The following is a 21425-nucleotide window of genomic DNA, read 5'->3' on the forward strand; positions in this document are numbered from 1 at the left end:
TCGGCTGCCGTAGTAGGCGGCAAGCGCGTCGGCGGTGTCGCGTTGGGTGACCCAGTTGCGGCGGGTGCTTCGGTCCCGCAGGGCTTGGGTGTCCAGTTGCGCGGCTTTGGCGGCGACTGCGCGGCGCGCGGTTCCGGGGGACCAGTGTGCGTGCTGGTCGATCCATTCGAGCGCGGACGCGATGTTCGGGTCGTCGTGCGGGCGGGGATCCGTGCGGGTCTCGGCCGGTGCGGTGCCGGTCAGTTCGGCGAAGCGGGCGCGGTCGGAGTCGCTGACTCGTTCGTACGCGCGGTCGAGCACCTGTTGCATCTCCGACCGCGGGCGGAGGTCCGGCTTCTGATGCCACGACGCGACTGTGCGGACGCCGATGCCGAGGTGCGCGGCGAAACCCTCATTGCTCATTCGGAGAGCTGCTTGCAGCGCTGATGCGGTGCGACCCGTCCATTCGTCGGCCGGATTCATCAGCGCGCGTATTCCGAATTCGAAGCTGCATTAGTCGTGCACTGCTCATGCACTGGCGATGCATGGGAACGGTCGCCGTTTCGGCCTTGAATTCGGGGTATGGAAATCACCTGGTTCATCAGCCCGAAGCGCAAGCTGTCAGCGCTTCTTCTGCACGTGGTCGACAACGGTCGCCAGGCTGGTCTGGACGTCGTCCAGCCGGTCGAAGATCTCGGCCAAGCGCTGTTCGAGCGCGTCGAGGCGGGTCGAGAGTTCGCCGCCGTCGTCGGCCGGTTCGTCGGGGTGCGGGGGCGTGCGGTTCTGCAGCACGGCCTGCAGATGCTGCGGGTGCCAGCCGAGCGTGGTCGACAGGGCTTCGAGCGTGCGCGCGCTCCGTCGGCGCTCGACCGTGTGGTGCTGCAGCTCGCGCACGATCGCTTGAGACACGTGCGACCGCTCCGCCAGCTCGCGCTGCCGCCAGCCGAGTTCGTGCACCCGCATGTCGATCGCCTTCGCGACCGCCGCCCAATCCTCCGACACCTATTCCTCCGCGCTCCGCCTCAGCGCCGAGATTAGCGCGTCATTGCGCTTTTCTCGCGCCGCGTAGCGGGTGTGCCGCGGCGCGTTGGATGTCTATGCCCTTCGGGCAGCTGAAATCAACAACATAGTCTTGAAATCATCAGATTGGCCTTTTCTTATGAACTCGAATGTCACTTTTCACACGCCGGATGAAGCTGCGCGGCTGCTCGGCGTCTCGCGGGGTGCTGTCGGTCGTGCCATCCGGACTCACCAACTGCGGGTGGTGCGACGCCGGGAAGGGCTGCGGATCCCGTCCACCGAGCTGACACGCGTCCTTCGCGGAGGTGCGGCGTGATGGACGAACTCGCCTTGATCGGGATCGCTTGGCGGCTCGATGCGCTCCGTTGGGTGCCGTCCGATGTGCTTCACGACATCGTGACCAGGGACGGACTCTGTATGTGGCCACCGGACGGTGACCCGCCGCCTGCGTCGTCGGACGCGGAACTCGCTGCTCGGATGTGCGGCGGATGTCCGGTCCGGGACATGTGCTTGGAGCTGGAGTTGCGGACGGCCGGTGCGGCGACGGTCGGTATCTGGGGCGGGATGACGGACGACGACCGGCGGGCGTTGCACCCGCATTGGCTGCGCCGCGGCGAGCGGGCCGGGGGTGCGCGATGAACGGGCTGACCGTGACACCGACGCAGATCGTGGCCGGAGTCGGCGTGCTGCTGGTGCTGTTTTGGGTGTGGCGTGCGGGTGCGCGCCGGGCGAAGGCGGTTGCGGAGAAGGCGCGGTCTGGGGCTCGGTTGGTGTCGTTGGCTGGGTGGGTCGTGTTCAACGCGGCGCTGATCGTGGCGGTTCAGTGGGTGGTGATCGCTCACCAGGGCGGGACGTGGGTCTTGCTGGCGGTGTTGGGTTGCCTGCGCTGTTCGCCGCGCACGCGCTGACCCGGGCGCTGACCGTGACGACGATCGACGCCTCGAAGCGGGGTGGTCGGCGATGAGCAGGGCGCAGAAGCTCGCGCAGGATGCGGCCGAGGCTGCGGAAGTGCGGGCGTATCAGACGGATCCGGACGTGGTGGCGTTGCGGATTGAGCGGGTGCGGCGGCAGGTCGACTGGATGGCGTGGTCCGGGATCGTGCTCGGGCTGGGCTTCACGATGACGAACGTGCAGACCTTCGCGTCGGCTGATACGGCGGTGTGGTCGTTGCCGTGGCTGGCGGCGTGGGTGCTGGATCCGACGGTTTCGTTGGTACTGCTCGCGATTCTCCGGGCGGAGCAGGTGACGGCGCGGTACCAGGTTAGGACTGGGCCGTGGGTGCGTCGGGCGAAGTAGTTCACGCTGGCGGCGACGTATGTCATGAACACCTGGACGTCGTTCATGGCCGGTGAGGCTGCGGCGATCGTGTTGCACTCGGTTCCGCCGCTGGTGGTGTTCGTGGCGGTGGAGGCGGTCACTGATCTGCGGGACAAGCTGACCGATGCCGTGCTGGTGGCTGGTGGTGAACGTCGAGTTGTTCGGCCGGTCGAGAGCGGGCGGCGGAAGCTGTTCGCGGACTACCTCGCCGAGGCGCGGGCGGCTTGGGCTCCGGGCGTGGAGATCACGCCGGCGTGGGTTCGGCAGGAGACCGGGTGTTCGCGCGGGTTGTCGCCGCGGTTGGCACGGGCGCTGCGCGCGGAGGTGGCCAATGGCTGACGATGCGCTGGTCAGGGCGGATCAGATACTCGACGGCGAGCTGGTGGATGACACGTTGCCGCAGCCGCGGCGGCGGAAGCGGTTTGAGTCGTGGTGGCTGCGGTCCCGGTGGGTGCCGACGTGGTTGAAAGACCGGAGCCAGGCACGGCAGGCGGCGAAGGACTTCGTTGCGGGTGTCGTGCGCTCGCCGTTCCGGTGTCTGGGTGCGGTGGCGCGCGGGTTGGTTGCGGCTGCGCGGTGGTGGCGAGCTTGGGTGACTGTTCGGGACTTCCGGGAGGCGGCGGAGCAGTCGGAGAAGTTGGCGGACAAGTTTGCCGATATCCGGGCGCTGACGTTGTTCCGGTGGAAGGTCACGGGTGCGGTTGCGACCGGTGCCGTTGCGGTCACTCTGATGGCTCACCTGGTCTACGGTGCCGTTGCTCTTTGGGCTGTCGGTGGAGTCTTGGCGGTTGCGTTGGCCGTGCTCGGACGGCAGCGCGAGGGGAGTCCGGGGCGAAAGGCGGTGCTGGCCGGGCCGCGGACGTTGCGCTGGACGATGGATCCGCAGGTGCTGGTCGACGCTTTTCGGGATGCAAAGCTCGTGGGCAAGGACGAGACGTTGCGGCTGGTCGAGCGCGCGACGCGGATGGGCGACGGCTGGGCGATCACCGTGGATCTTCCGGCCACGCGGAAGGCCGCGGACGTGATCAAGAACCGGGAGGCGTTGGCTTCGGCGCTTGCGGTCGATGAGGTGCAGCTGATCGTGGAGCGGGTGCGCGGTAACGGTGGGCACGCTGGCCGGGTCGCGATGTGGGTTGCGGATGAGGATCCGTACGCATCTGCGCCGCGGAGGACGCCGCTGCTCGACGCGGCGCGGTGGGATGCGTGGCGGCCGGTCCCGTTTGGACGGAACGCGCGGGACCGGCGGGTGGACCTTCCGTTGGTGTGGACGTCGTTACTGGTTGGGGCGATTCCGCGGCAGGGCAAGACATTTGCGGCGCGGTTGGCTGCAGCTGGGCTGGCGCTTGACCCGTTCACGCGGCTTTATGTGGCGGATTTCAAGGCTGGCAAGGACTGGGACGCGGCTGGGCGCGTCGCGCATCGGTTCATGTCGGGCGACGAGCCGGAGCACGTGTTGGCGCTGGTCGGGTGGCTGGTGGAGCTGGTCGGCGAGGTGCAGGGGCGGTTCCGGCGGATGCGGGAGTTGGACGACGAGACGTGTCCTGAGTCGAAGGTGACGCCGGCGATGTCGCGGAACCGGGCGTTGGACATGCCGATCACGGCGATTTTCGTGGACGAGGTGCAGGTTCCGCTGGAGGACCGGACGCCGGTCAAAGTCGAGGGCAAGACTTTGACGGCGGGTGAATACGTCGGCGAGTTGTTGACGTGGCTGGCGAAGAAGGGTCCGGCGGCCGGGATTGTGCTGGTGTTGGCGACGCAGCGGCCTGACTCGAAGACGATTCCGTCTGGTCTGCGGGCGGTGCTTGGGTCGCGGTTCGCGTTGCGTGTCATGGATTGGCGGGACAGCAACATCGTTCTCGGCGAGCAGATGAACACGCGCGGATATGACAGCAGTCGGTTGCTGGCGTCGCACAAGGGCGTTGGGATTCTTCGGCCGGACGGGGATGCACAGGCTGGCGGGGATGTGCTGGCGCTGACTGTGCGGACGTACTACATGCCGAATGAGGATTGGCAGACGATCTGTCGCCGTGGTCGGGAGCTGCGTGAAGCTGAGGGAACTCTGACTGGGCACGCGGCTGGGGCGGACTTGGCGCTGGAGAACACCTTGAAGGTGCTCGCGCGGGCAGAGGCCGCAACGCCTGCCGTGCTGCCGGAGCCGCTCGCGTCTCTCGTTGCCTACCTGGACGGCGACGAGCGGGAGTTCATCCCGACAGCTGAGCTGGTTGAGGCGTTGTCGGTGGACGCGAAGGAGTTCGCACAGCTGATGGCGGACCTTGGTTGCCAGGGCAGGCGCGGGCGAGTATCCGGCGAGGACGGGCGCGTCAGGCAGATTCGCGGCTACCTGCGGGCTGAAATCAGTGCATCGCTCGACCGAGAACGAACGCGAGTCGGCGAGGTGCGCGGGGGTGCCGCATCATGACTCGCCGCGAAACCTCATCCAGTGCTGTTCGGGTTATCCTGCCAGTGAAGACGCCGACACTGACCGTGCCTGCGGCACGAGCACTGCTGGCGATCCTGATCGAATTGACTGCGGTTCCGGTCCTGGAATCGGTCGAGGGGGGTGCAGCATGACGGCTGATTTCATCAGCGACCCGTGGGCGACGCTGGACGAGATTCTGGGTGTCCAGGGGGTCGAGCCGGTCGACGAGGGCATCGGGTCGGTCGCGTTCTACGGGCGGTGCTCGACGGAGGACAACCAGGACCCGGAGACGTCGTTGGGCTGGCAGCTCGGGAACGCGCGGAAGTTCGTGGAGCCGTTCGGCGGGCGCGTGACCACCGAGTATTTCGACGTAGGTCAGTCGCGGTCAGTCCCGTGGGAGCGGAGGAACGAGGCCTCGCGGCTGTTGGCCGCGCTCAAGGATCCGCGTCGCGGCTGGGATGCCATCGTCGTCGGTGAGGGCACTCGGTGCTGGTTCGGCAACCAGTTCTCGCTGATCGCACCGCGGTTCGCGGCGTACGGCGTGGACCTGTGGGTGCGGAGCTGGGCGGGAGGTTCGATCCGCGGAATCCGTCGCACAAGATGCTGATGAGCGTGCTCGGCGGGATGAGCGAGTCGGAGCGGCAGCACGTGCAAGCTCGGGTGCGGGCGGCGATGGATACGCAGGTGATCAACGAGGGCCGTCATCAAGGTGGCCGCGCACCATACGGATACGTGGTGGTCGACGGCGGGCCGCATCCGAACCCGCGGAAAGCTGCAGAGGGGTTCCGGCTGCGATTGCTGGCTGTGGACGAGTTCGCCGCTGATGTGGTCCGGCGGATCTTCGCCGCCTACCTGGACGGCTGGGGTGACCGAGCGATCGCGAATGAGCTGAACCGGCTCGGGATTCCTTGCCCGTCGGCGCACAAGCCGGCTCAGAACAGGCACCGGTTCGCGGACGGCTGGCAGGGCAGCACGGTGCGGTCGATCGTGGAGAACCCGCGGTACACCGGTTACGCGTTCTTCGGGCGTTGGACGCGGCAGGAGATGCTGTTGGACCCGGAGGACGTGGCGGCCGGGAACGTCGTGCGGTTCCGTCGAGCAGCGCCGGAGCGCGTTGTCCGCTCGCGCAAGCCTGCGCACCCGGAAATCATCTCGGTGGAGGACTTCACGCGGGCTCAGCTGCTGCGCCGTTCCAAAGCCGCTGGTGGACTCCGGACCGCGCGGAAAACCGAGCGGTCTGCGCGCGCGGTCAAGCACCAGTACTTGTTCCGGGGATTGATTCGCTGTGTGGCGTGCGGACGGAAGATGGAGGGCAGTCCGCGCAAGCACGGCATGTATTACCGGTGCCCGGCGCGGACGCTTGCTCCGGGCTCACCCGGCCTTGGCGAGTCACCCGCCGACGATCTACCTGCGGGAAGAGCCGCTGCGGGATGCTGTGAACGGCTGGATCGGGGAACTGTTCGATCCGAAGAACGTGGATCGGACTGTGAAGCGACTGGTGGAGGCGCAGCCTGCGGCCAAGTCAGGGAATGACGGCGCAGTTCGGCGGCGGTTGGAGGAGGCCGAGGCCAAGATTCGGAGGTTCCAGGACGCCATCGCGGCTGGGATCGACCCGGCGGCTGTCGTGGAGAGCATCAACCAGGCGCAGGCGGACAGAGCGGTGGCGCAGGCCGAGCTGGCGAACGCGGGAGAGCCCGCCGGGCTGAGCGAGGCCGAGGTCTACGCGATGATCGACTCGCTCGGCGACATCGGAGCTGCGTTGGCCGACTCTGAGCCGGGGAAGCTAGCCCAGCTCTACCGGGACCTTGCTCTTGACCTGCGGTTTGACCACGAAAAAGAGGCCGTCGATCTGACGGCCTCTCCACGGGTGAATAATGTGTGTGTCCGAGGGGGGACTTGAACCCCCACGTCCGTTAAGGACACTAGCACCTCAAGCTAGCGCGTCTGCCATTCCGCCACTCGGACTTGCTGATAAAGAGAGTATACAACGGCGGAGGGCACCTTTTCAGGGGGGTGCAAAACCCTCCCCAAGCTTCGCATGCTACCATAATATGTTTACAAAATCTCAATTAAGATGGGCATTTCCCCAGGTCAGCACTCTTTGGTTCGCATTCAACCCTCCGTCAAGGGCGGCAGCACTCCCGCCACGCTGGCTTGCCAGGCCTGCGTACTGGCACGGATGTCTGCGACCAGGTCTGCGTTCCTTAAGGGCACAGCGCCGTTCGCCCAGTGTGCGCCGGAGGGTGCTGGCACGGGCACTTGCCAAGTTGGCCCGCCCGTGGTCGGAGATGGGGTGGGCAGGTCTGGGACTCTGACACTTCGGCGGTGCGCCCCGTACCCGGCGGGCTCAGCCTGCAGTCAATCCCCGCCGATCGGTGCGGAGGGAGCGCGTCCGGGCTGTGTTGCGGGCCGGAGGTTGCTTGCTGTTGATGGCGGGCAGGTCGTCCCAGTGCGGGGCGACCGTCTTCCGTGCGCTTCGGAGCTGGCCGTCCAACAGCGTCGGGCCATCGTGCACGGGCCTGCGTCCCGCTTCGACCACGGCCTTGGGGGCGGACGGGGCCTCCCCACGCTCGGGTAGCCCGAGAGGGGAGGGCGAAGCGCCACTGCTCCACAGTGAGAATCGCATGCCTCAGCCGTGCGCCAGGCACTGGCCGCACGGCTCTGCTGCGGGGCAGGATTCGAAGGTCCGCCGAACATTCTTGCGGTGGCAGGGGCTTCCGATGGGGAAAATGACTGCGAGAAAACGATTTCTCTCCTTCAAGCGGCATCTGCGCGCGGAGATCAACGAGGGCGAAGGCGCGTACCTCTTCTCCGAACGCGGCGTGATCGCCATGCGGGGCGCCGACGTCGCCGAGGTGGCCGCGTTGCTGGACGGGACGAGGGATTTCGAAGGGCTGGTGCGGGATGTGCCCGCCGGGCTGGGAAGCGGGCGGATCGCCGGAGTTCTCGCCCGGCTCGCGGAAGCTGGTCTGATCACGGTCCGTGCTCGCGAAGCGCCGGAGACCGACGGGCGGGCGCTCGCTTTCTGGGATGCCTGCGGGGTGGACGCGGGAGCGGCCGAGTCTCGGATCCGGCCGGCGCGGGTCGTTCTCGCTGAGGCCCGCGAAGGGATCGAATCCGAGCGGGTCGGGCGAGCGCTTCGTGCGGCGGGCCTGACCGTGGGCACGCACGCCGCTGGTGAGGCTGACCTGTCGGTCGTGCTCTGCGATGACTATCTCGACCCCGGGCTCGGCGACATCGACGCCGCCCATCGGTCGAGCGGGCGGCCGTGGCTGCTTGCCCGTCCGGTCGGCTCGCAGGTGTGGCTGGGGCCGTTCTTCGAGCCGGGCGAGTCGGCTTGCTGGCACTGTCTCGCAGACCGGCTGTGGACGCATCGACACGGCGAGGCGTGCGTGCAGGCGATGCTCGGGCACGACGGTCCCGCGGCGCGGCCGGTCTCCGCGCCGCCGCCGCTGGCCTCGGCGGCGGCGCACCTGATCGCGCTGGAGGTCGCCAAGTGGCTGAGCGGGTACCGTTACCTCGGCCAGCGGTGCGTGTGGGTCCTCGATTCCCTTGACCTGCGGGGAGAGCGCCATGAGCTGCGCCGTCGCCCGCAGTGCCCGGCCTGCGGCGACGCTTCGCTGGTGGCGGCCCGCACGGCCGAGCCGGTGGTCCTGCGGCCGACGAGGAAGGCGGCGCACAGCGGCGACGGGCACCGCGCTCTCGCTCCCGGCGAGATGTTCGATCGCTATCGCCATCTGATCGGGCCTGTGACCGGAGTGGTGAAGGAAATCGTCCGGGACGCGCGCAGTCCCGCGTTCGTCAACGCCTGCCGGTCCGGCCCGAACGTCGTGCGGAACCTGACCGGGATGGATTCGCTGCACGCCAGCCTGCGCGGGCAGAGCGGCGGCAAAGGCGCCACGCCGGCCGAGGCGGAGGTCGGCGCACTGTGCGAGGCCGTCGAGCGGCACAGCGGCAACTACCGCGGCGACGAATTGCGGCTGTCGGGATCGTTGCGGTCGCTCGGCCCCGACGCGATACATCCGAACGAATGCATGCTCTACGCGGCGCAGCAGTACGAGAACCGGGCGGAGTGGAACGCCGCGCACGGGAGCTTCCAGCACGTGTGCCGGGAGTTCGACGCCGATGCCGAGCTGGACTGGACTCCGCTGTGGTCGCTCAGCCGATCGCGGCAGCGGCTGCTGCCGACGGGTCTGCTCTACTTCGGCGCACCCGATCCGCACGGCTTCCTCCGGCCCGATTCCAACGGAAACGCCGCGGGCAGCAGCGTCGAGGACGCCGTGCTCCAGGGCACGCTGGAAGTGATCGAGCGGGACGCGGTGGCGCTGTGGTGGTACAACCGCACCCCGATGCCGGGCGTCGACCTGGCCGCGTTCGGCGATCCGTGGGTCGAGGAAATGACCGCGCAGTACGCGGAAGCCGGCCGCGAAGTGTGGGCGCTGGATTTGACCTCCGACCTGGGAGTGCCCGTGATGGCGGCGGTCTCGCGGGCGCTTTCGGGCCCGGAGCGGGTGATCTTCGGCTTCGGCGCGCATCTCGACCCGCGAACCGCACTCCGGCGCGCGGTGAGCGAGCTGAACCAGATGCTGCCCGGTGTGCTGGACCTCCGGCGGGACGACGACCCCGACGTCGAACGCTGGCTGAGCCGCGCGACGGCGGCGAACCAGCCGTACCTCAAGCCGGCCGCCGGAACGCCCGCGCGGACGCGTGCCGACTTCGGCTACCTCCCGAACGCCGACATCCGCGACGACGTCGCCGGTCTCGTCCGGCTGCTCGGCCGCCACGGGATGGAAACGCTGGTGCTGGACCAGACCCGGCCGGACGTCGAGCTGCCGGTCGTCAAGGTCGTGGTGCCCGGGTTGCGGTCGTTCTGGGCGAGGTTCGCGCCGGGCAGGCTCTTCGACGTCCCGGTGCGGCTGGGCCGGCTGTCCCGGCCGACCGCCCGCGACCGGCTCAATCCGTTCCCGATGTTCCTGTGACCGGCTACAGCCAGGCCGAGTCGGTGGCGATCCGGATCGCGTCGACGCGGTTGCGCGCGTTGAGCTTGGTCACGATCGTGGCCAGGTAATTGCGCACGGTCCCGGGGGAGAGGAACAGCTCGGCGGCGACGTCCGCGACCGTCCGGCCGCGCGCGGCCAGGCGGAGGACCTCGACCTCGCGCGGGGTGAGCGGGCATTCGTCGGTGTCCCACGCCGAAAGCGCGAGATCGCTGTCGATCACCCGGTGCCCGACCGACACCGAGCGCACCGCGTTGGCCAGTTTGTCCGAGGGCGCGTCCTTCAGCATGAAGCCGCTGACCTTGGCGTCGAGAGCCCTGCGGACCGTGCCGGGCCGGCCCAGCGAGGTCAGGATGAGGGTCCGGCAGTCCGGCAGGTGCTGGTACAGCTCGGCGGCGGCGGTGAGGCCGTCCTTGCCGGGCAGGTCGATGTCGATGACGGCGACGTGCGGCTGGCGCGCGCGGGCCTGCGGCAGGATTTCGTCGCCGGACGCCACCTCGGCGACCACCTCGATGTCCGGTTCCAGATTGAGCAGCGCGACGAGCGCGCCTCGCACCATGTGCATGTCTTCGGCCAGCAGGACACGAATCACCCCAGTTCCCCCGATCCGTCGAGACGAATCCCCCAGATCCCCCGGATCCGTCGGGCCGCCAGTTTACTCGCCCTTCCCAATTCCGTGCAGATCGCGGCGAAATGCCAGGCTGTGTTTGCTTTTCACCGCGTGCGCCTGCGGTCCGGCGGCGATATCCCGAGTGGATCGGCCGCGGCGCCCGTGGGCCGATTGTCCGAGCGGTGTTGCTCCGAGCGCGCCCGGCTGCCCGCCGCCGCCATGGCAGGCGCGTGGTCCGGTCCGGTCCATTGTGGCGGCCACGGCGAAAGTATTGCGGGGAAAGAAAACCCTGGCACGCCTGGTTGAGAGTGCTGTCGACGGACGCGTAGTGCGCAGGTCACGCAGCGTCGGCGGAAACCCGTCGCTCCGGCGTCTCGTGCCCGGATATCGCCGGGTCGGGCCGGGAGCGCCGGGTCCGGGCCTTGGCATAGGTGGAATGACCGGAATGCACTGCTACGTAACGGATCTTTCCGTCGATGAGCGGTTCGAGGTCGGTGCGCTCGCCTTCGCGCAACGGCGCACCGCACGCGGCGCAGGTTCGCTGGCGGCTCGCGGCGCTCATCGCCGAGCGCCTTTTCCCACCGCCTGAACGAGATCGGGCCGGAGCCTGATCCGCGCGGGAGAGTCAAGCGGCGTCTGTGCCTTCGCGCGCGTCTTCGGACGGGACATCCGCGGCACCTCCAGCCGGGTCGGGCCGGCGGGCGCGGCGCCCGCGGCCGGTCGCGTCCGCTGTGGAGCGTGCCCGGGCCCGGAAAACCTCATCGGACGGGCCCAAAAGGCCCGCGTCGCCCCACTCGTCGTCGGCGATGAGCTCATAGGGATCGAGGCGTTCGGTCATGTCCCGCTCCACGCGTTGCTTCGAGTGACCCTTCCAGAGGACTCCTCGTCCGCACCTCGGGCAACTTCCCGTTTGCTTCGCCCGCGGTGCCGACGGCAGGACGCGGCGAAACGCGGTAATCGAGCGATTGCGCGCGAAATGGCGCGCGACGCTTACAACTCGTCACTGACGGTGCCTGGAATTACCGCCAGTCCACAATCGACTACTGTGATTTCGCGCGCGGACAGTACCACAAGAATTCCGAGAGGAAAGCGCCCGACTGGCGTATACGAAAGGCATGGGAATTCCGGTGCGCGCCGCACTGGCCGGTTTCCGGACTTCGGCCGCACTATGCAGTAGACGACGAGATCGACCACCAGCACGACCGGGGAGCCAGCCATGAAAGACACCGTTTCGGACCGCGTCGCTTCTCTCTTCGCCGAGATCGGCCTCGACCCCGACGCCGCCGACACTCCTTCCGACCTGGTCATCGAGCACTTCGACAACTGGACCGGCACCGCGCCCGCCACGGGCGGGCTCGCCGCCATGACCATCACCGTCGCCGCGCTCCCCGAGGCGGCATGACCCTTCCGCGGACGCGGCGTGCGTGCCGCGGCCCGTGTTGTCCGCGGTCCGAAGAGCTCATTCCCGCGGCAGCGCAGCGCCGGCCCCTGGCCTCCCCTCCCGGTCAGGGGCCGGTTCCATGCCCGCCGCCGCCCGGCGCCGCCGTCGCCTCCGCGGCCGGAGAAGGGCGGGAGTGAGCGATGATCCGGGTTCTGGTCGCCGAGGACATGCACGTCGTCCGCGGCGCGTTGGTGGCTTTGCTCGGACTGGAAAAGGACATCGAGGTCGTCGGCGACTGCGCGGACGGCGCCGAGATCCTGCCGCTCGCCGCGAGCACGGCTCCGGAGGTCGCCGTCATCGACATCGACCTGCCCGGCAAGGACGGCCTGACCGCCGCGGCCGAACTGCACGAGCGGCTGCCCGGGACCCGGACGCTCATCCTCACCGGCCTCGGCAGTCCCGGAACGCTCCGCCGGGCGCTCGCCGCGAAGGTCGGCGGGTTCTTCTTGAAGGACGCGCCGGCGGACCGGCTCGCCGACGCCGTGCGAGGGGTCGCCGCGGGCAGGCGGATGGTCGACGCCGACCTCGCCCTCGCCGCGTGGGAGGGCGACGGAAGCCCGCTGACCGTCCGGGAGGCCCAGGTGCTGCGGATGGCCGCGGACGGTTCGCAGCCGGACGAAATCGCCGCGCGGCTGTGCCTGTCCGCCGGGACGGTGCGCAACTACCTCACGACGATCGTTGTGAAGACCGGTGCCCGAAACCGCGTGGACGCCGTCCGGATCGCGCGGGAATCCGGCTGGATCTAGGCGCCGGGCGGCCCGCCGCGGACGCGCGGACCGGCGCCGCGGAGGATCACGCGGCCGCGGGAACCTCGGCGCGCAGCCGGAACCGGCCGTCGCGCTGCAGACCGGCGGTCAGCTCGCCGCCGAGCGTGGTCACCCGCTCGGAGAGGTTGGCGATGCCGTTGCCGCTGGCGGTTTCGGGGTCAGCGGTCCCGCCGCTCGCGGGCTCGCCGTCCTCGACGCCGTCGTTGACGATCTCCAGGCACACCGTCGTGCCGGACTGCCGGACCGCGATCTCGCAGTTCTCGACCTTGCTGTGCCGCAGCATGTTGGTCACGCCCTCGCGCAGCACGACCGCGAGGACGGTGCGCACCGGCACGGCCAGCGCCGCGGCCGCCTCCTGTTGGACCTCCATCCGGACCCGGACGTCCACCGCCGTCAGCACGGCCTCCGCCGAGCGCGACTCGCTTTCCAGCGAAAGCTCGCGGTAGCCGTCGGCGACCGACCGGACGTCGGCGAGAGCCTGCCGGGACAGGGTGAGGATTTCGGCCAGTTCGGCGTCCGCCCGGCCGGGATCGGCCCGGAGGAGCTTCTCGGTGAGCTCCGTTTTCAGGGCGATCGCGGAGAGGCTCAAGCCGAGCAGGTCGTGCAGGTCGCGGGCGAACCGCAGGCGTTCTTCGGCGACCGCGACGCCGGCCAGCCTGCGGCGGACGCCGTCCAGTTCGGCCACCAGCCTGCTCAGCCAGGTCACTCCGAACGCGACGAACCCGGTGTTGACGGTGGCGAGGACGTTGAACGGGATGCCGCTGATCTCGGAGTCGAAACCCGCGTGCACCCCGGCCATGCTCGCCAGCACGGCCGCGGTCGCGAACCACGCCGCGGCCGGGCGCATCAGCAGGTGCGCGTTGCAGATCAGCAGGCCGGGGAAGCTGACCCAGACCTCGCGCAGCTCGAGGAGCGGCAGGTACACCAGGCAGACCTGCACGAACAGCAGTGCGTACGCCCGCCGGACGGGCAGCCGGGCGGCGGGGCGGCTGAAGAACGCCAGCTGCAGCGCGACCAGCGCGCCGAGGCAGACCGCGGTCAGCGTGATCTGCCACGGCGCGCCGGTCAGCACCATGACGTGCAGGACCGCGCCGGCGGCGAAACTCACCAGCACCGCGGCGACGCCGGCGCCCGCGAGCCGGACGCCGACGCGGGAGGCGGATTCCTCGGAGCGGGGAGCCTTCCGCGCGGCGGGGAGCGGCCGCGGGTCGTCCAGCGGCAGCCTGACGCGGACCTGGAAGCGCCCGCCGGGTTCGGGCCCGGCGGTGATCTCGCCGCCGAGAGCGCTTACTCGCGCGGTGACGTCCGCGAGCCCCTTTCCACCGGTCTCGCCGTCCCGGGCGGACTCCTCGGGGTCGGTGCCGTCGTTGGCGACATCGAGCGACACCTGGTCCGCTTCCTGCCGGACGGCGATCCGGCAGTGCCCGGCGTCGCTGTGCCGCAGGATGTTCGCGATGCTTTCCCGCAGCACTGCCGTCAAGACGGTCCGCACCTGCACCGGCAGCTCGCGCTCGTCGAGTTCCAGGCGGAGGTCGACCTCCGCCTCGGAGAGCAGCGACTCGGCCGCGCGGAACTCCTGTTCCAGCGACAGCTCCCGGTACCCGCTGGCGACCGAGCGGACGTCCGCGAGGGCGCGGCGGCTGAGGTCGAGGATCCCGGCGAGCTCGTCCCGGGCGCGGGCGGGGGCGGTGCGCACCAGCCGCCGGGTGAACTCTCCCCTGAGCGCGATCGCCGACAGGCTCTGCCCGAGCAGGTCGTGGAGTTCGCGGGCGAAGTGCAGCCGCTCCTCGGCCACCGCTCCGTTGGCCAGCTCGGTGCGGGCCGCGTGCAGCTCGGAGACAGTTCGGGCCAGCCCGGTCAGGAGGAAGACCGCGAGCCCCATGCTCGCGTTCGCCAGCGTCTCGTAGACCGTCAGCAGCGGCGAGATGCCCAGCGCCGTATAGATCACCGCGACGCTGGCGTTCACCGCGACGTAGACCAGCGGGCCCGCGCGCTTGCCGAGGACCAGCAGGGCGGTGCCCGCCGGGAAGGCCAGCATGTTGTCCAGCGCGGTGGCCGCCGGAACGAGCGGAAGATAAGCCAGCACGAGCTGGGCCAGCAGCATCCAGTGGCTCAGCGGGGAGTGCGGCGCGGTCCCCGGCCGCCCGAAGTAGAGCAGCTGGACAGCGAGCAGCGCGACGCTGCCGATGGCGCACAACAGGATCAGCCCGGGCGCGAGGCCTTCGGCGATCATCGCGACGAGGCCGATCAGCACCAGGCAGCCGAACGCCACGCTGACGATGGTCTGGGACATGTGCCGTGCTTGCCGCGGCCATTCGTCGACTCTCGCGGCTGTGCCCGGCCCCGTGGCAGACCCTCGCGAGTTCTCCCCGGGAACCGCGGCGTTCCCCTCAGACGGTGACATCGGGTCCCTATCTCTGCGTCCGACTGGTCCGGGACGCGATTTCACCGCGCCGTTCTCGTCGGTGGCACCGCAATATAGCTCGCGTTCGACGGCCGGAACCGGGTCTTTCCGGACCGCGTAGCCCGGAAGGAGCAGCGCGGTCGGCCGCTTCCCGGCTCCGTCCTCCCTCCGGACGGCCCGGATCCACGGGATCGCCGCAGGAACCCGCCAGCTGCGCCGGAAGCGCCCGGTCGGCGGGTGCCCGGTCTGCCGCGGGTTCTGTCAAAAATGCCGTTGCGGGCATGAAAATTTCCCGGCGGTGCGGGAGGGAATCATGATCGGCGGATGCCGGGAGCACTGGGTCCGGCGACGGGGACAGTGCAGAATGTGTACCTCTGGGCGGGACGGAGCGGCAGCCGCCGTCCCGTCTCGCGGCAGCGCTGAACTCGCCCGCGCGCAGTCGTCGCGAAGGTTGGTCCCGGGTTCGAAAAAGGGGTAGCGGGGTGCAGTCCGAATTCCTCGGCGACGAGACGGCCACGATCCGGCTGTGGTCGCTCAGCGAGGACGCGTTGCTGGAGGTCGACGCGGCGGGCGCCGCGCTGCTCGTGGTCACCCGCTGGGGCGAGTTCGACGTCAGCGACGCGGACGGGCCCGCCCGGGAACTGCTGCGGCGGATGGAACTCGGCCCGGTCTTCCTGGGGAACGTGACCGGGATCGTGCCGGGCGGCCGGGAGCCCGGGACCGCGGTCGCCGGACGGGAGGGCGGCGGCCCGGCCGGATTCGAGCGGGTGCTGGACCGCGTCAGCGGGGCGGTCGTCCATTCGCTCGGGCTCGCGAACGGGCGGCGGCCGCTGCTCTCCGCGATCCCCGTGGTGGCCTCGCCGGTGTTCGCGCCCCGGCGGATCGGGCCGCTGCGGAAGGCCCGGCTCTCGCGGTTCGCCGCGCTGCGCTCCGCGGACGACGCGCTGGTGCTGGAGTCGCCGCGGGCGGATTTCCGGGTGGTGCTGACGCAGCCGGCGGCCGCCCAGGTGGCCGCGTCGCTGGCCGCGCCGGCCACGGCGGCGGAAATCGCCGAACGCGTGGCCTCCCCGGTGTCGGTGGTGGCCGACATCGTGGGCTATCTCGTCGCCGCGGGCGTGGTGCTGGCCGCGGGACGCGACCGGGGTTTCGCCGAAGACGCCGACCCGGTGCTGCGCCCATGGTCGCATCACGAACTGCTGTTCCACGTGCGCAGCCGCATGCGGCCGCCAGAGCTCGCGGCCGAGCCCCCGGCGGGCGAACCGCCGCCGGAAACGGAGGAACCGGCCGGCGCGGCGGGGGCCTACCCGTTGCGCCGGCCGGAGGCGGGCGGGCTGCCCGCGGACCGGCGGCCGCTGGCGGAACTGCTCGAGCAGGACCACGTCTGGCCGGAGCTGCCCGGGGCTTCGATCAGCGCGGGCCAGCTCGGCGAACTGCTCTTCCGCAGCGCCCGGGTGCGGTCCGCCGGCCCGGCGCATCCGCGGTTCGGGCGGGGGCTCCGGACCTCGCAGCGTCCTTATTTCGCCGTCGCGGGGCTGTACGAACTGGAGCTCTACCTCAGCATCGAGGGCTGCGCCGGCCTGCCGGACGGCATCCACCGCTACGACCCGGTCGGCCACGCGCTGACTGTCGTGAGCACCGACGCCGCCGCCCGCCGGGAACTGCTGGACATGGCGAAGGCGGCCGCGGGCAGCGCGCGCCGCCCGTCGGCGCTGATCACCGTGACCGTCCGGATCGGCAGGATGTCGCGGGTGCTGGGCGGAGCCGCCTACGCGATCGCCCTGATGCACCTCGGGGCGTTGCAGCAGACGCTGTATCTCGTCGCCAGGGCGATGGGAGTGATCGCGCACGCGGTGCCCGTCGACGCGAGCGACCGGGTCGACCGGGTCGATCGCGTGCTGCGCCTGCGGTGGCCCGCCGAGGTGAGCGTCGGCGAATGCGTTCTGGCTGGCCGGTCCTGAACCCGCCCCGGAAACCGTGCAGCGCAGGAGAGGACCGGTGCCCGGCCGGGCGCCCACACTGGGGCGAAACGAAACCTACCGGTGTGCGAGGGCAGACGTGTGACGAATGCGCAGGACGTGATCGACGACCTCACCGCGGACAGCGAGGATTTCCACGCGCTGTTCGCCGGGCTCGGCCTGGAAGGCTGGGCGGCCGAAACCCCGGCGCCCGGCTGGACGGTCAAGCATCAGGTAGCCCACCTGACGTTCGTCTTCCGCATCGCGGGATTGGCCGCGGGCGATCCCGCGGCGTTCGGCCGGATCGCCGAGGCGGCCGGCGAAACGGGGTTCGACAAGGCGGTCAACGCGGCGTTGGCGGATTACCTGGACGACCCCGCGGAGGTCCTGGCCGGCCGCTGGCGGGCCGAGCGCGACACCGCCGTCAAGGCGCTCGCCGCGGTGCCCGCGGACCGGACCGTGCCGTGGCTGGTCGCTCCGCTGCCTCCGGCGGTGCTCGCCGCGGCGGGGATGATGGAACTGTTCGCGCACGGCCAGGACATCGCGGACGCGCTCGGCGTCGAGCGGACGCACACCGACCGGCTTCGTCCTGTGGCGGAGTTCGCGGTGCGCACCAAGGACTTCGGCTATCAGGCTCGCGGCCTCACTCCGCCGCCGGACGAGTTCCGCTTCGAGATCACGGCTCCGTCGGGCGCGCTGTGGACGTTCGGGCCCGAGGGCGCGGCCCAGCGGATCACCGGTCCCGCAGTCGACTTCTGCCTGCTGGTCACGCGGCGGCGCCACCCCGCCGACCTCGCGGTCGGCGCCGAGGGCGCCGAAGCCTCGCGGTGGCTCGAGATCGCCCAGGCCTACCGGGGGCCCGCGGGCGAAGGGCGCCGGGCCGGCCAGTTCACGCGCTGACGGCCGGGCAGCGGCTTGGCGGTTCCTGGCGCCGAGCCCGCGGATTTCATGCGGTCATCGGCGGAAACCCGTCGCGCGCGAACGGGCCGTCCGGCGTCCGGGCGGCCCGTTCGCGGACGGCGGCTCCGAAGACATCCGCATCGTCCACAGTGGAATCAGGCCGGGTTCTCAGCCGGTTCGGCGATGCCGCCGGACCGGCCTCAGGCGTTGGCGGGCGACGGATCTTCGCCGCGTGCGCCGGGCCCGGCCCGTCAGCGGTGACCGCCCTCGGAGATCAGGTCGCGGTGCAGCAGCTGGATCTCGTCGCACGGTTCCACGCCGAGTTCCTCGTGCAGCCGGTTGCGCAGCGCGCGGTAAACCGACATCGCGTCATACCGTCGTCCGCTGCGGCCCAGCGCGCGCATCAGCTGGCCGTGCAAGGTTTCGTCGAGCGGATTGCCCGCCGTCAGCGAGCACAGTTCCCCGATCAGCTCGCGGTGGCGCCCGCTGGCGATCTCGGCCTCGATCAGCATGTGCACCGCGGCGCGCCGCTGTTCGAGCAGTTCGACCGTGTACGGGACCAGCATCGGTCCACAAGGGACATTCGCGAGCGGCGGACCGGTCCACACGTCGAGCGCCGCGCGGAAACGCTCCGCGGCGGCGGAATGCCTCTCCCCGCGCAGCAGTTCCTCTCCCTCCCGCTGGAGCCGCGCGAAGCGGAAGACGTCGACCTGGGCCGGGTCGATCCGGAACACGTACCCGGGCGTCTTGGTGACCAGCGCCGACCCGGCGCCGCGGTCCGGGCCGTTCTCCCCGAGGCACCGGCGCAGGTGGTAGACGTAGGTGTGCAGGGTCGTCCGCATCGTGCGGGGCGGCGTGCTCGCCCACAGCTCCTGGGCGATCGCGTCGGCGTGCACGAGCTTGCCGGGCCGGAGGATCAGCAAGGCCAGCAGCTGCAGGAGTTTCGGCGTGGTCGGGGCGGTCTCGACCCCGTCCCGGACCACCCCCAGCGGCCCGAGCACGGTGAAGCGGACGCCGGTTCCGCCCGGTTCCCCGGACCGGTGGTCCACAACGGCCTGGTCTTTCGCGGAGTACATGCCGGGCGCCTCCAGTGGTTCCGCAACGGTGTTCCGATCTCCCGGTGAAGCCGTGCGGGCCGGACGGCCGGCCCGAGGCTTTCCGTGTCCGAATGTGGCAGAACCGGCGGAGCCGCATCCAGTGAACCGTCCACCGGCGCCGAGATGTTTTTCTCCGGGCGGCACCTGCGTTCTGCACGTCTTCCGCGGGCGCCGGGCACCCCGCGAAGCACCGCCGCCGCCGGGCCCGCTCCGCTGCGCCGCTCTTCCCGGCAGCTTTTCCGGCGGCGTGGCGCGATCTCCCGTTCCCGCCGCGATTCCTTGCCTCCCAACGCATTCCCGGGTGCGGTGCACGCGCGGCATGCGGGACGCCGGTCGGCCCGTGACGTCCGCACCGGTGCCTGCCGCCGCCGTCGGCGGTTTCCTCCGGGACTCCATCGGAGGTCCACCGGGGTCCAAGGCCCGCCGCCTTACCTGGGTGCCGAGGCAATCGACGTCGGCAGGAATCGAGGTTGGAACCATGATCTTGCGATCCGTTGCGTCCCGGGCGACCGGCGCGACCGAACTGCCGGCAGGCACGGAGCCGGGCGGGCCGGCGCGGAAGCCGCCGGCCCGGGAAAGGTCCGTCCAGCCGGCCGTCCTACGTGCGATCGAGCTGATGCTCCAGCGCTACTCGGAGCCGATCACGCTGTCGGCCTTGGCGTCCGAGGTGTACGTGAGCCCGTTCCACTTCTCCCGGATCTTCGCCAAGGCGACCGGAGTGACGCCCGGGCGGTTCCTCACGGCCGTCCGGCTCTTCGAGGCGAAGCGGCTGCTCCTGACCAGCCCGCTCACCGTGTCGGACATCGTCTGCAGCGTCGGCTACAGCAGCGTGGGCACCTTCACCAGCCGGTTCCTCCGCGCGGTGGGGATGACGCCGACGGAATACCGCAAGCCCGAAGTCGGCGAACTGCTCGTGGCGCATTCGGCGAATTTCCAGCGGCTGCCGTCGTTGCGGTCCCTGCGGGACGCCGGCGGCGCGCACGCGTCGCCGGAGCCGGGATCCGGGCAGCTGACCGTGCGGCTGCGGATGCCGAAGAACGCGATGCCGGCCAAAGTGCTCGTCGGGGTCTTCGCCGACGCGGTGCCGCAGAGCGGTCCGGTCGCCTGCGGCGGACTGGCCGACGCCCGGTCGGCGGATCTCACCATCGACGGAGTGCCCGAGGGCGACTGGACGGTGATCGCGATGGCCGACCACGGTGCGTTGCGCGGAAGGCAGGGCGGCCCCGCGTTCACGATCGCGACGGAGCGGGCGGCGGTGACGCGGTTCGGGCGCGCTGAGGTGGCGATGCGGTTGAGCCCGCGGTCACTGACCGATCCGCCGGTCGCCATCACCCTGGCTCCCCGGCAAACGCCTGCCGTCCGTCCGGCGGCGGCCGCGGAGCACTCCCGCCTGCGCGCCGTCGCGTGACCGCTCCCACCATCCGGAGGATTCCGATGTCGACTCTCTTTGGTTTGCTGCGCAAGCGGTTCCTCGCGCCTTCGTTGTCCTCCGTGGGTTTCGCGGAGCGCGGGTTCCCCGTCCTTGCCACGGACGCCACGGCTCGGCTGGAGGCGGTGCCGCAGGCCGTGGTGTGCGGGTTCGAATGGGCGATCGAAGGCGCTTCGCTCTGGGAGGTCGAGCGGCGCCTCGCCCTCGTCGAGCCCGAGCAGCGCGGGTTCGCCTACGAAGGCGCGGCCATGGGATACACCGTGCTCGACGCGCTGCCGAGCGGCGGAGGCCGGACGAAGGCGCTGCTGGAAGGTCCCGCCGGACCGCATATTTTCCTCGCCTACATAGGAATCGGCTTCGCGATGGCCCGGCTGCCGCGCCCGCTGTGGAAGAACGTGCTGCCCCGGCTGGCCGGCACCCGGTACCACCCGGTGATGAGCTGGCTCGCGGTGGACGGGTACGGCTTCGACCGGGCGTACTTCGACACCCGCCGCTGGGTCGACGACCAGGAGGAGCCGGCGCCGTACGCCTGGGCCGGGCGGGCGGACTACTTCCGGCGCGCCTTCGACCAGGGGATCGGGCGGGCCCTGTGGTTCGTGCACGGGGGAGACCCCGAGGCAGCGGCCGCCGCGGCGGGGCGCTTCGGCGAACACCGCCGCGGCGACCTGTGGAGCGGGATCGGGCTCGCCGCGACGTTCGCCGGCGGCAGCGACCAGCGAGGCCTGGCCGGGCTGCGCGGGGCGGCGGGGCCGTACTCCGACGAACTCGCGCTGGGCTCGGTGTTCGCGGTGAAAGCGCGAACCTACGCCGCGCACGTGCCCGCCCACACCCACCTCGCGAGCCGGGCTCTCACCGGTCTTTCCGTGCGAGGGGCCCAAGAACTCGCGGACCGCACCGAGCGGCCGGACGCCGACGACGGCCCGCTGCCGCCGTACGAGCTGTGGCGGGACCGGATCCGGCAGGAGTTCCGGGCGGTCGCGCGCCGCGCGGGATGAGCGGCGGCCGGCGCACGCAACTGTGGAGTAGACCGCCGGCAGGCGAGTTTGTGACCGTAGAAGAGGCGATCTTAAGCACATTTTCGACCCTGAAG

The 21425-nt window shown here is 70.5% G+C and carries 21 protein-coding genes, 1 tRNA gene and 2 pseudogenes; 16 read left to right on the forward strand and 8 right to left on the reverse strand.

The window, feature by feature from the left end; translation table 11 throughout:
• Window positions 1-402 (reverse strand): annotated as a pseudogene (locus A4R44_RS51460) (transcriptional regulator); the annotation flags it as partial.
• A 198-nt stretch (window positions 403-600) separates the two neighbouring features.
• Window positions 601-981 (reverse strand): helix-turn-helix transcriptional regulator, encoded by a 381-nt coding sequence (locus tag A4R44_RS40145; protein WP_067593265.1) that lies wholly within the window; start codon window positions 979-981, stop codon window positions 601-603.
• A gap of 157 nt (window positions 982-1138) precedes the next feature.
• On the opposite strand from A4R44_RS40145, the gene A4R44_RS46955 reads away from it, so the two are divergent.
• The 9 genes and pseudogenes from A4R44_RS46955 (at window position 1139) to A4R44_RS51475 (ending at window position 6635) form a co-directional block, all read left to right on the forward strand.
• The gene (locus A4R44_RS46955) at window positions 1139-1315 is read left to right on the forward strand and encodes a helix-turn-helix domain-containing protein (RefSeq protein WP_095213913.1); all 177 of its coding nucleotides are present in this window, start codon (window positions 1139-1141) and stop codon (window positions 1313-1315) included.
• Window positions 1315-1638, forward strand: a complete 324-nt coding sequence (locus tag A4R44_RS40150) for a WhiB family transcriptional regulator (RefSeq protein WP_067593430.1) — start codon at window positions 1315-1317, stop codon at window positions 1636-1638. Before A4R44_RS46955 ends, A4R44_RS40150 begins: the two co-directional genes overlap by 1 nt.
• Window positions 1635-1907, forward strand: a complete 273-nt coding sequence (locus A4R44_RS40155) for a hypothetical protein (protein ID WP_369806041.1) — start codon at window positions 1635-1637, stop codon at window positions 1905-1907. The genes A4R44_RS40150 and A4R44_RS40155 overlap by 4 nt, the downstream gene beginning before the upstream one ends.
• 52 nt (window positions 1908-1959) lie before the next feature.
• Window positions 1960-2655, forward strand: a pseudogene (locus A4R44_RS40160) (hypothetical protein).
• A complete protein-coding gene (locus A4R44_RS40165) occupies window positions 2648-4735 on the forward strand; it encodes a cell division protein FtsK (RefSeq protein ID WP_067593268.1) in 2088 nt (695 codons plus the stop codon). The pseudogene A4R44_RS40160 and the gene A4R44_RS40165 overlap by 8 nt, the downstream one beginning before the upstream one ends.
• Window positions 4732-4887, forward strand: coding sequence for a hypothetical protein (locus A4R44_RS48640; RefSeq protein ID WP_157905126.1), 156 nt, complete (start codon window positions 4732-4734; stop codon window positions 4885-4887). The genes A4R44_RS40165 and A4R44_RS48640 overlap by 4 nt, the downstream gene beginning before the upstream one ends.
• Window positions 4884-5342, forward strand: a complete 459-nt coding sequence (locus tag A4R44_RS51465) for a recombinase family protein (protein WP_067593271.1) — start codon at window positions 4884-4886, stop codon at window positions 5340-5342. The genes A4R44_RS48640 and A4R44_RS51465 overlap by 4 nt, the downstream gene beginning before the upstream one ends.
• 65 nt (window positions 5343-5407) lie before the next feature.
• Window positions 5408-6268 carry a recombinase family protein gene (locus tag A4R44_RS51470; protein WP_232791994.1) on the forward strand — a complete coding sequence of 287 codons (861 nt, stop codon included), beginning with the start codon at window positions 5408-5410 and terminating at the stop codon, window positions 6266-6268.
• Complete coding sequence (locus A4R44_RS51475; RefSeq protein ID WP_232791996.1) at window positions 6171-6635, forward strand: hypothetical protein; 465 nt, start codon at window positions 6171-6173, stop codon at window positions 6633-6635. Before A4R44_RS51470 ends, A4R44_RS51475 begins: the two co-directional genes overlap by 98 nt.
• Here A4R44_RS51475 and A4R44_RS40180 read toward each other — a convergent pair.
• A tRNA-Leu gene (locus A4R44_RS40180) sits at window positions 6617-6700 on the reverse strand. The genes A4R44_RS51475 and A4R44_RS40180 overlap by 19 nt on opposite strands.
• Window positions 6701-7464: 764 nt before the next feature.
• Between A4R44_RS40180 and A4R44_RS40185 the strand changes: the two genes are divergently transcribed.
• On the forward strand, window positions 7465-9714 hold the full coding sequence (locus tag A4R44_RS40185) for a TOMM precursor leader peptide-binding protein (protein ID WP_067593433.1): 2250 nt from the start codon (window positions 7465-7467) through the stop codon (window positions 9712-9714).
• Window positions 9715-9718: 4 nt separating this feature from the next.
• On the opposite strand, the gene A4R44_RS40190 is transcribed toward A4R44_RS40185, so the two are convergent.
• The 3 genes from A4R44_RS40190 to A4R44_RS40200 all read right to left on the reverse strand — a co-directional run bounded on the left by A4R44_RS40190 (window position 9719) and on the right by A4R44_RS40200 (window position 11180).
• Window positions 9719-10324, reverse strand: a complete 606-nt coding sequence (locus tag A4R44_RS40190; RefSeq protein WP_067593277.1) for a DNA-binding response regulator — start codon at window positions 10322-10324, stop codon at window positions 9719-9721.
• Between the two features lie 355 nt (window positions 10325-10679).
• Complete coding sequence (locus A4R44_RS47625) at window positions 10680-10904, reverse strand: hypothetical protein (protein ID WP_067593280.1); 225 nt, start codon at window positions 10902-10904, stop codon at window positions 10680-10682.
• 63 nt (window positions 10905-10967) lie between these two features.
• Complete coding sequence (locus tag A4R44_RS40200; RefSeq protein ID WP_067593283.1) at window positions 10968-11180, reverse strand: hypothetical protein; 213 nt, start codon at window positions 11178-11180, stop codon at window positions 10968-10970.
• Window positions 11181-11558: 378 nt separating this feature from the next.
• On the opposite strand from A4R44_RS40200, the gene A4R44_RS40205 reads away from it, so the two are divergent.
• Together A4R44_RS40205 and A4R44_RS40210 are read left to right on the forward strand one after the other, a co-directional pair.
• Complete coding sequence (locus A4R44_RS40205) at window positions 11559-11744, forward strand: hypothetical protein (protein ID WP_067593285.1); 186 nt, start codon at window positions 11559-11561, stop codon at window positions 11742-11744.
• A 179-nt stretch (window positions 11745-11923) separates the two neighbouring features.
• Window positions 11924-12529, forward strand: a complete 606-nt coding sequence (locus tag A4R44_RS40210) for a DNA-binding response regulator (RefSeq protein ID WP_067593288.1) — start codon at window positions 11924-11926, stop codon at window positions 12527-12529.
• Window positions 12530-12575: 46 nt separating this feature from the next.
• Here A4R44_RS40210 and A4R44_RS40215 read toward each other — a convergent pair whose 3' ends face one another.
• Window positions 12576-14843 (reverse strand): sensor histidine kinase, encoded by a 2268-nt coding sequence (locus A4R44_RS40215; RefSeq protein ID WP_232791991.1) that lies wholly within the window; start codon window positions 14841-14843, stop codon window positions 12576-12578.
• Window positions 14844-15436: 593 nt separating this feature from the next.
• Between A4R44_RS40215 and A4R44_RS40220 the strand changes: the two genes are divergently transcribed.
• Window positions 15437-16912 carry a SagB family peptide dehydrogenase gene (locus A4R44_RS40220; protein ID WP_067593295.1) on the forward strand — a complete coding sequence of 492 codons (1476 nt, stop codon included), beginning with the start codon at window positions 15437-15439 and terminating at the stop codon, window positions 16910-16912.
• Window positions 16913-17011: 99 nt separating this feature from the next.
• Window positions 17012-17809, forward strand: coding sequence for a TIGR03084 family metal-binding protein (locus A4R44_RS40225; RefSeq protein ID WP_067593298.1), 798 nt, complete (start codon window positions 17012-17014; stop codon window positions 17807-17809).
• Between the two features lie 251 nt (window positions 17810-18060).
• On the opposite strand, the gene A4R44_RS40230 is transcribed toward A4R44_RS40225, so the two are convergent.
• Window positions 18061-18885, reverse strand: coding sequence for an AfsR/SARP family transcriptional regulator (locus A4R44_RS40230; RefSeq protein ID WP_095213915.1), 825 nt, complete (start codon window positions 18883-18885; stop codon window positions 18061-18063).
• A gap of 637 nt (window positions 18886-19522) precedes the next feature.
• Between A4R44_RS40230 and A4R44_RS40235 the strand changes: the two genes are divergently transcribed.
• On the forward strand, window positions 19523-20314 hold the full coding sequence (locus A4R44_RS40235) for a helix-turn-helix transcriptional regulator (RefSeq protein WP_067593439.1): 792 nt from the start codon (window positions 19523-19525) through the stop codon (window positions 20312-20314).
• Window positions 20315-20340: 26 nt separating this feature from the next.
• Window positions 20341-21330, forward strand: a complete 990-nt coding sequence (locus A4R44_RS40240) for a DUF1702 family protein (protein ID WP_067593301.1) — start codon at window positions 20341-20343, stop codon at window positions 21328-21330.
• The last annotated feature ends 95 nt before the right edge of the window (window positions 21331-21425 follow it).

The sequence above is a fragment of the Amycolatopsis sp. M39 genome, from assembly GCF_001651785.1.
Classification (GTDB): Bacteria; Actinomycetota; Actinomycetes; order Mycobacteriales; family Pseudonocardiaceae; genus Amycolatopsis; species Amycolatopsis rubida.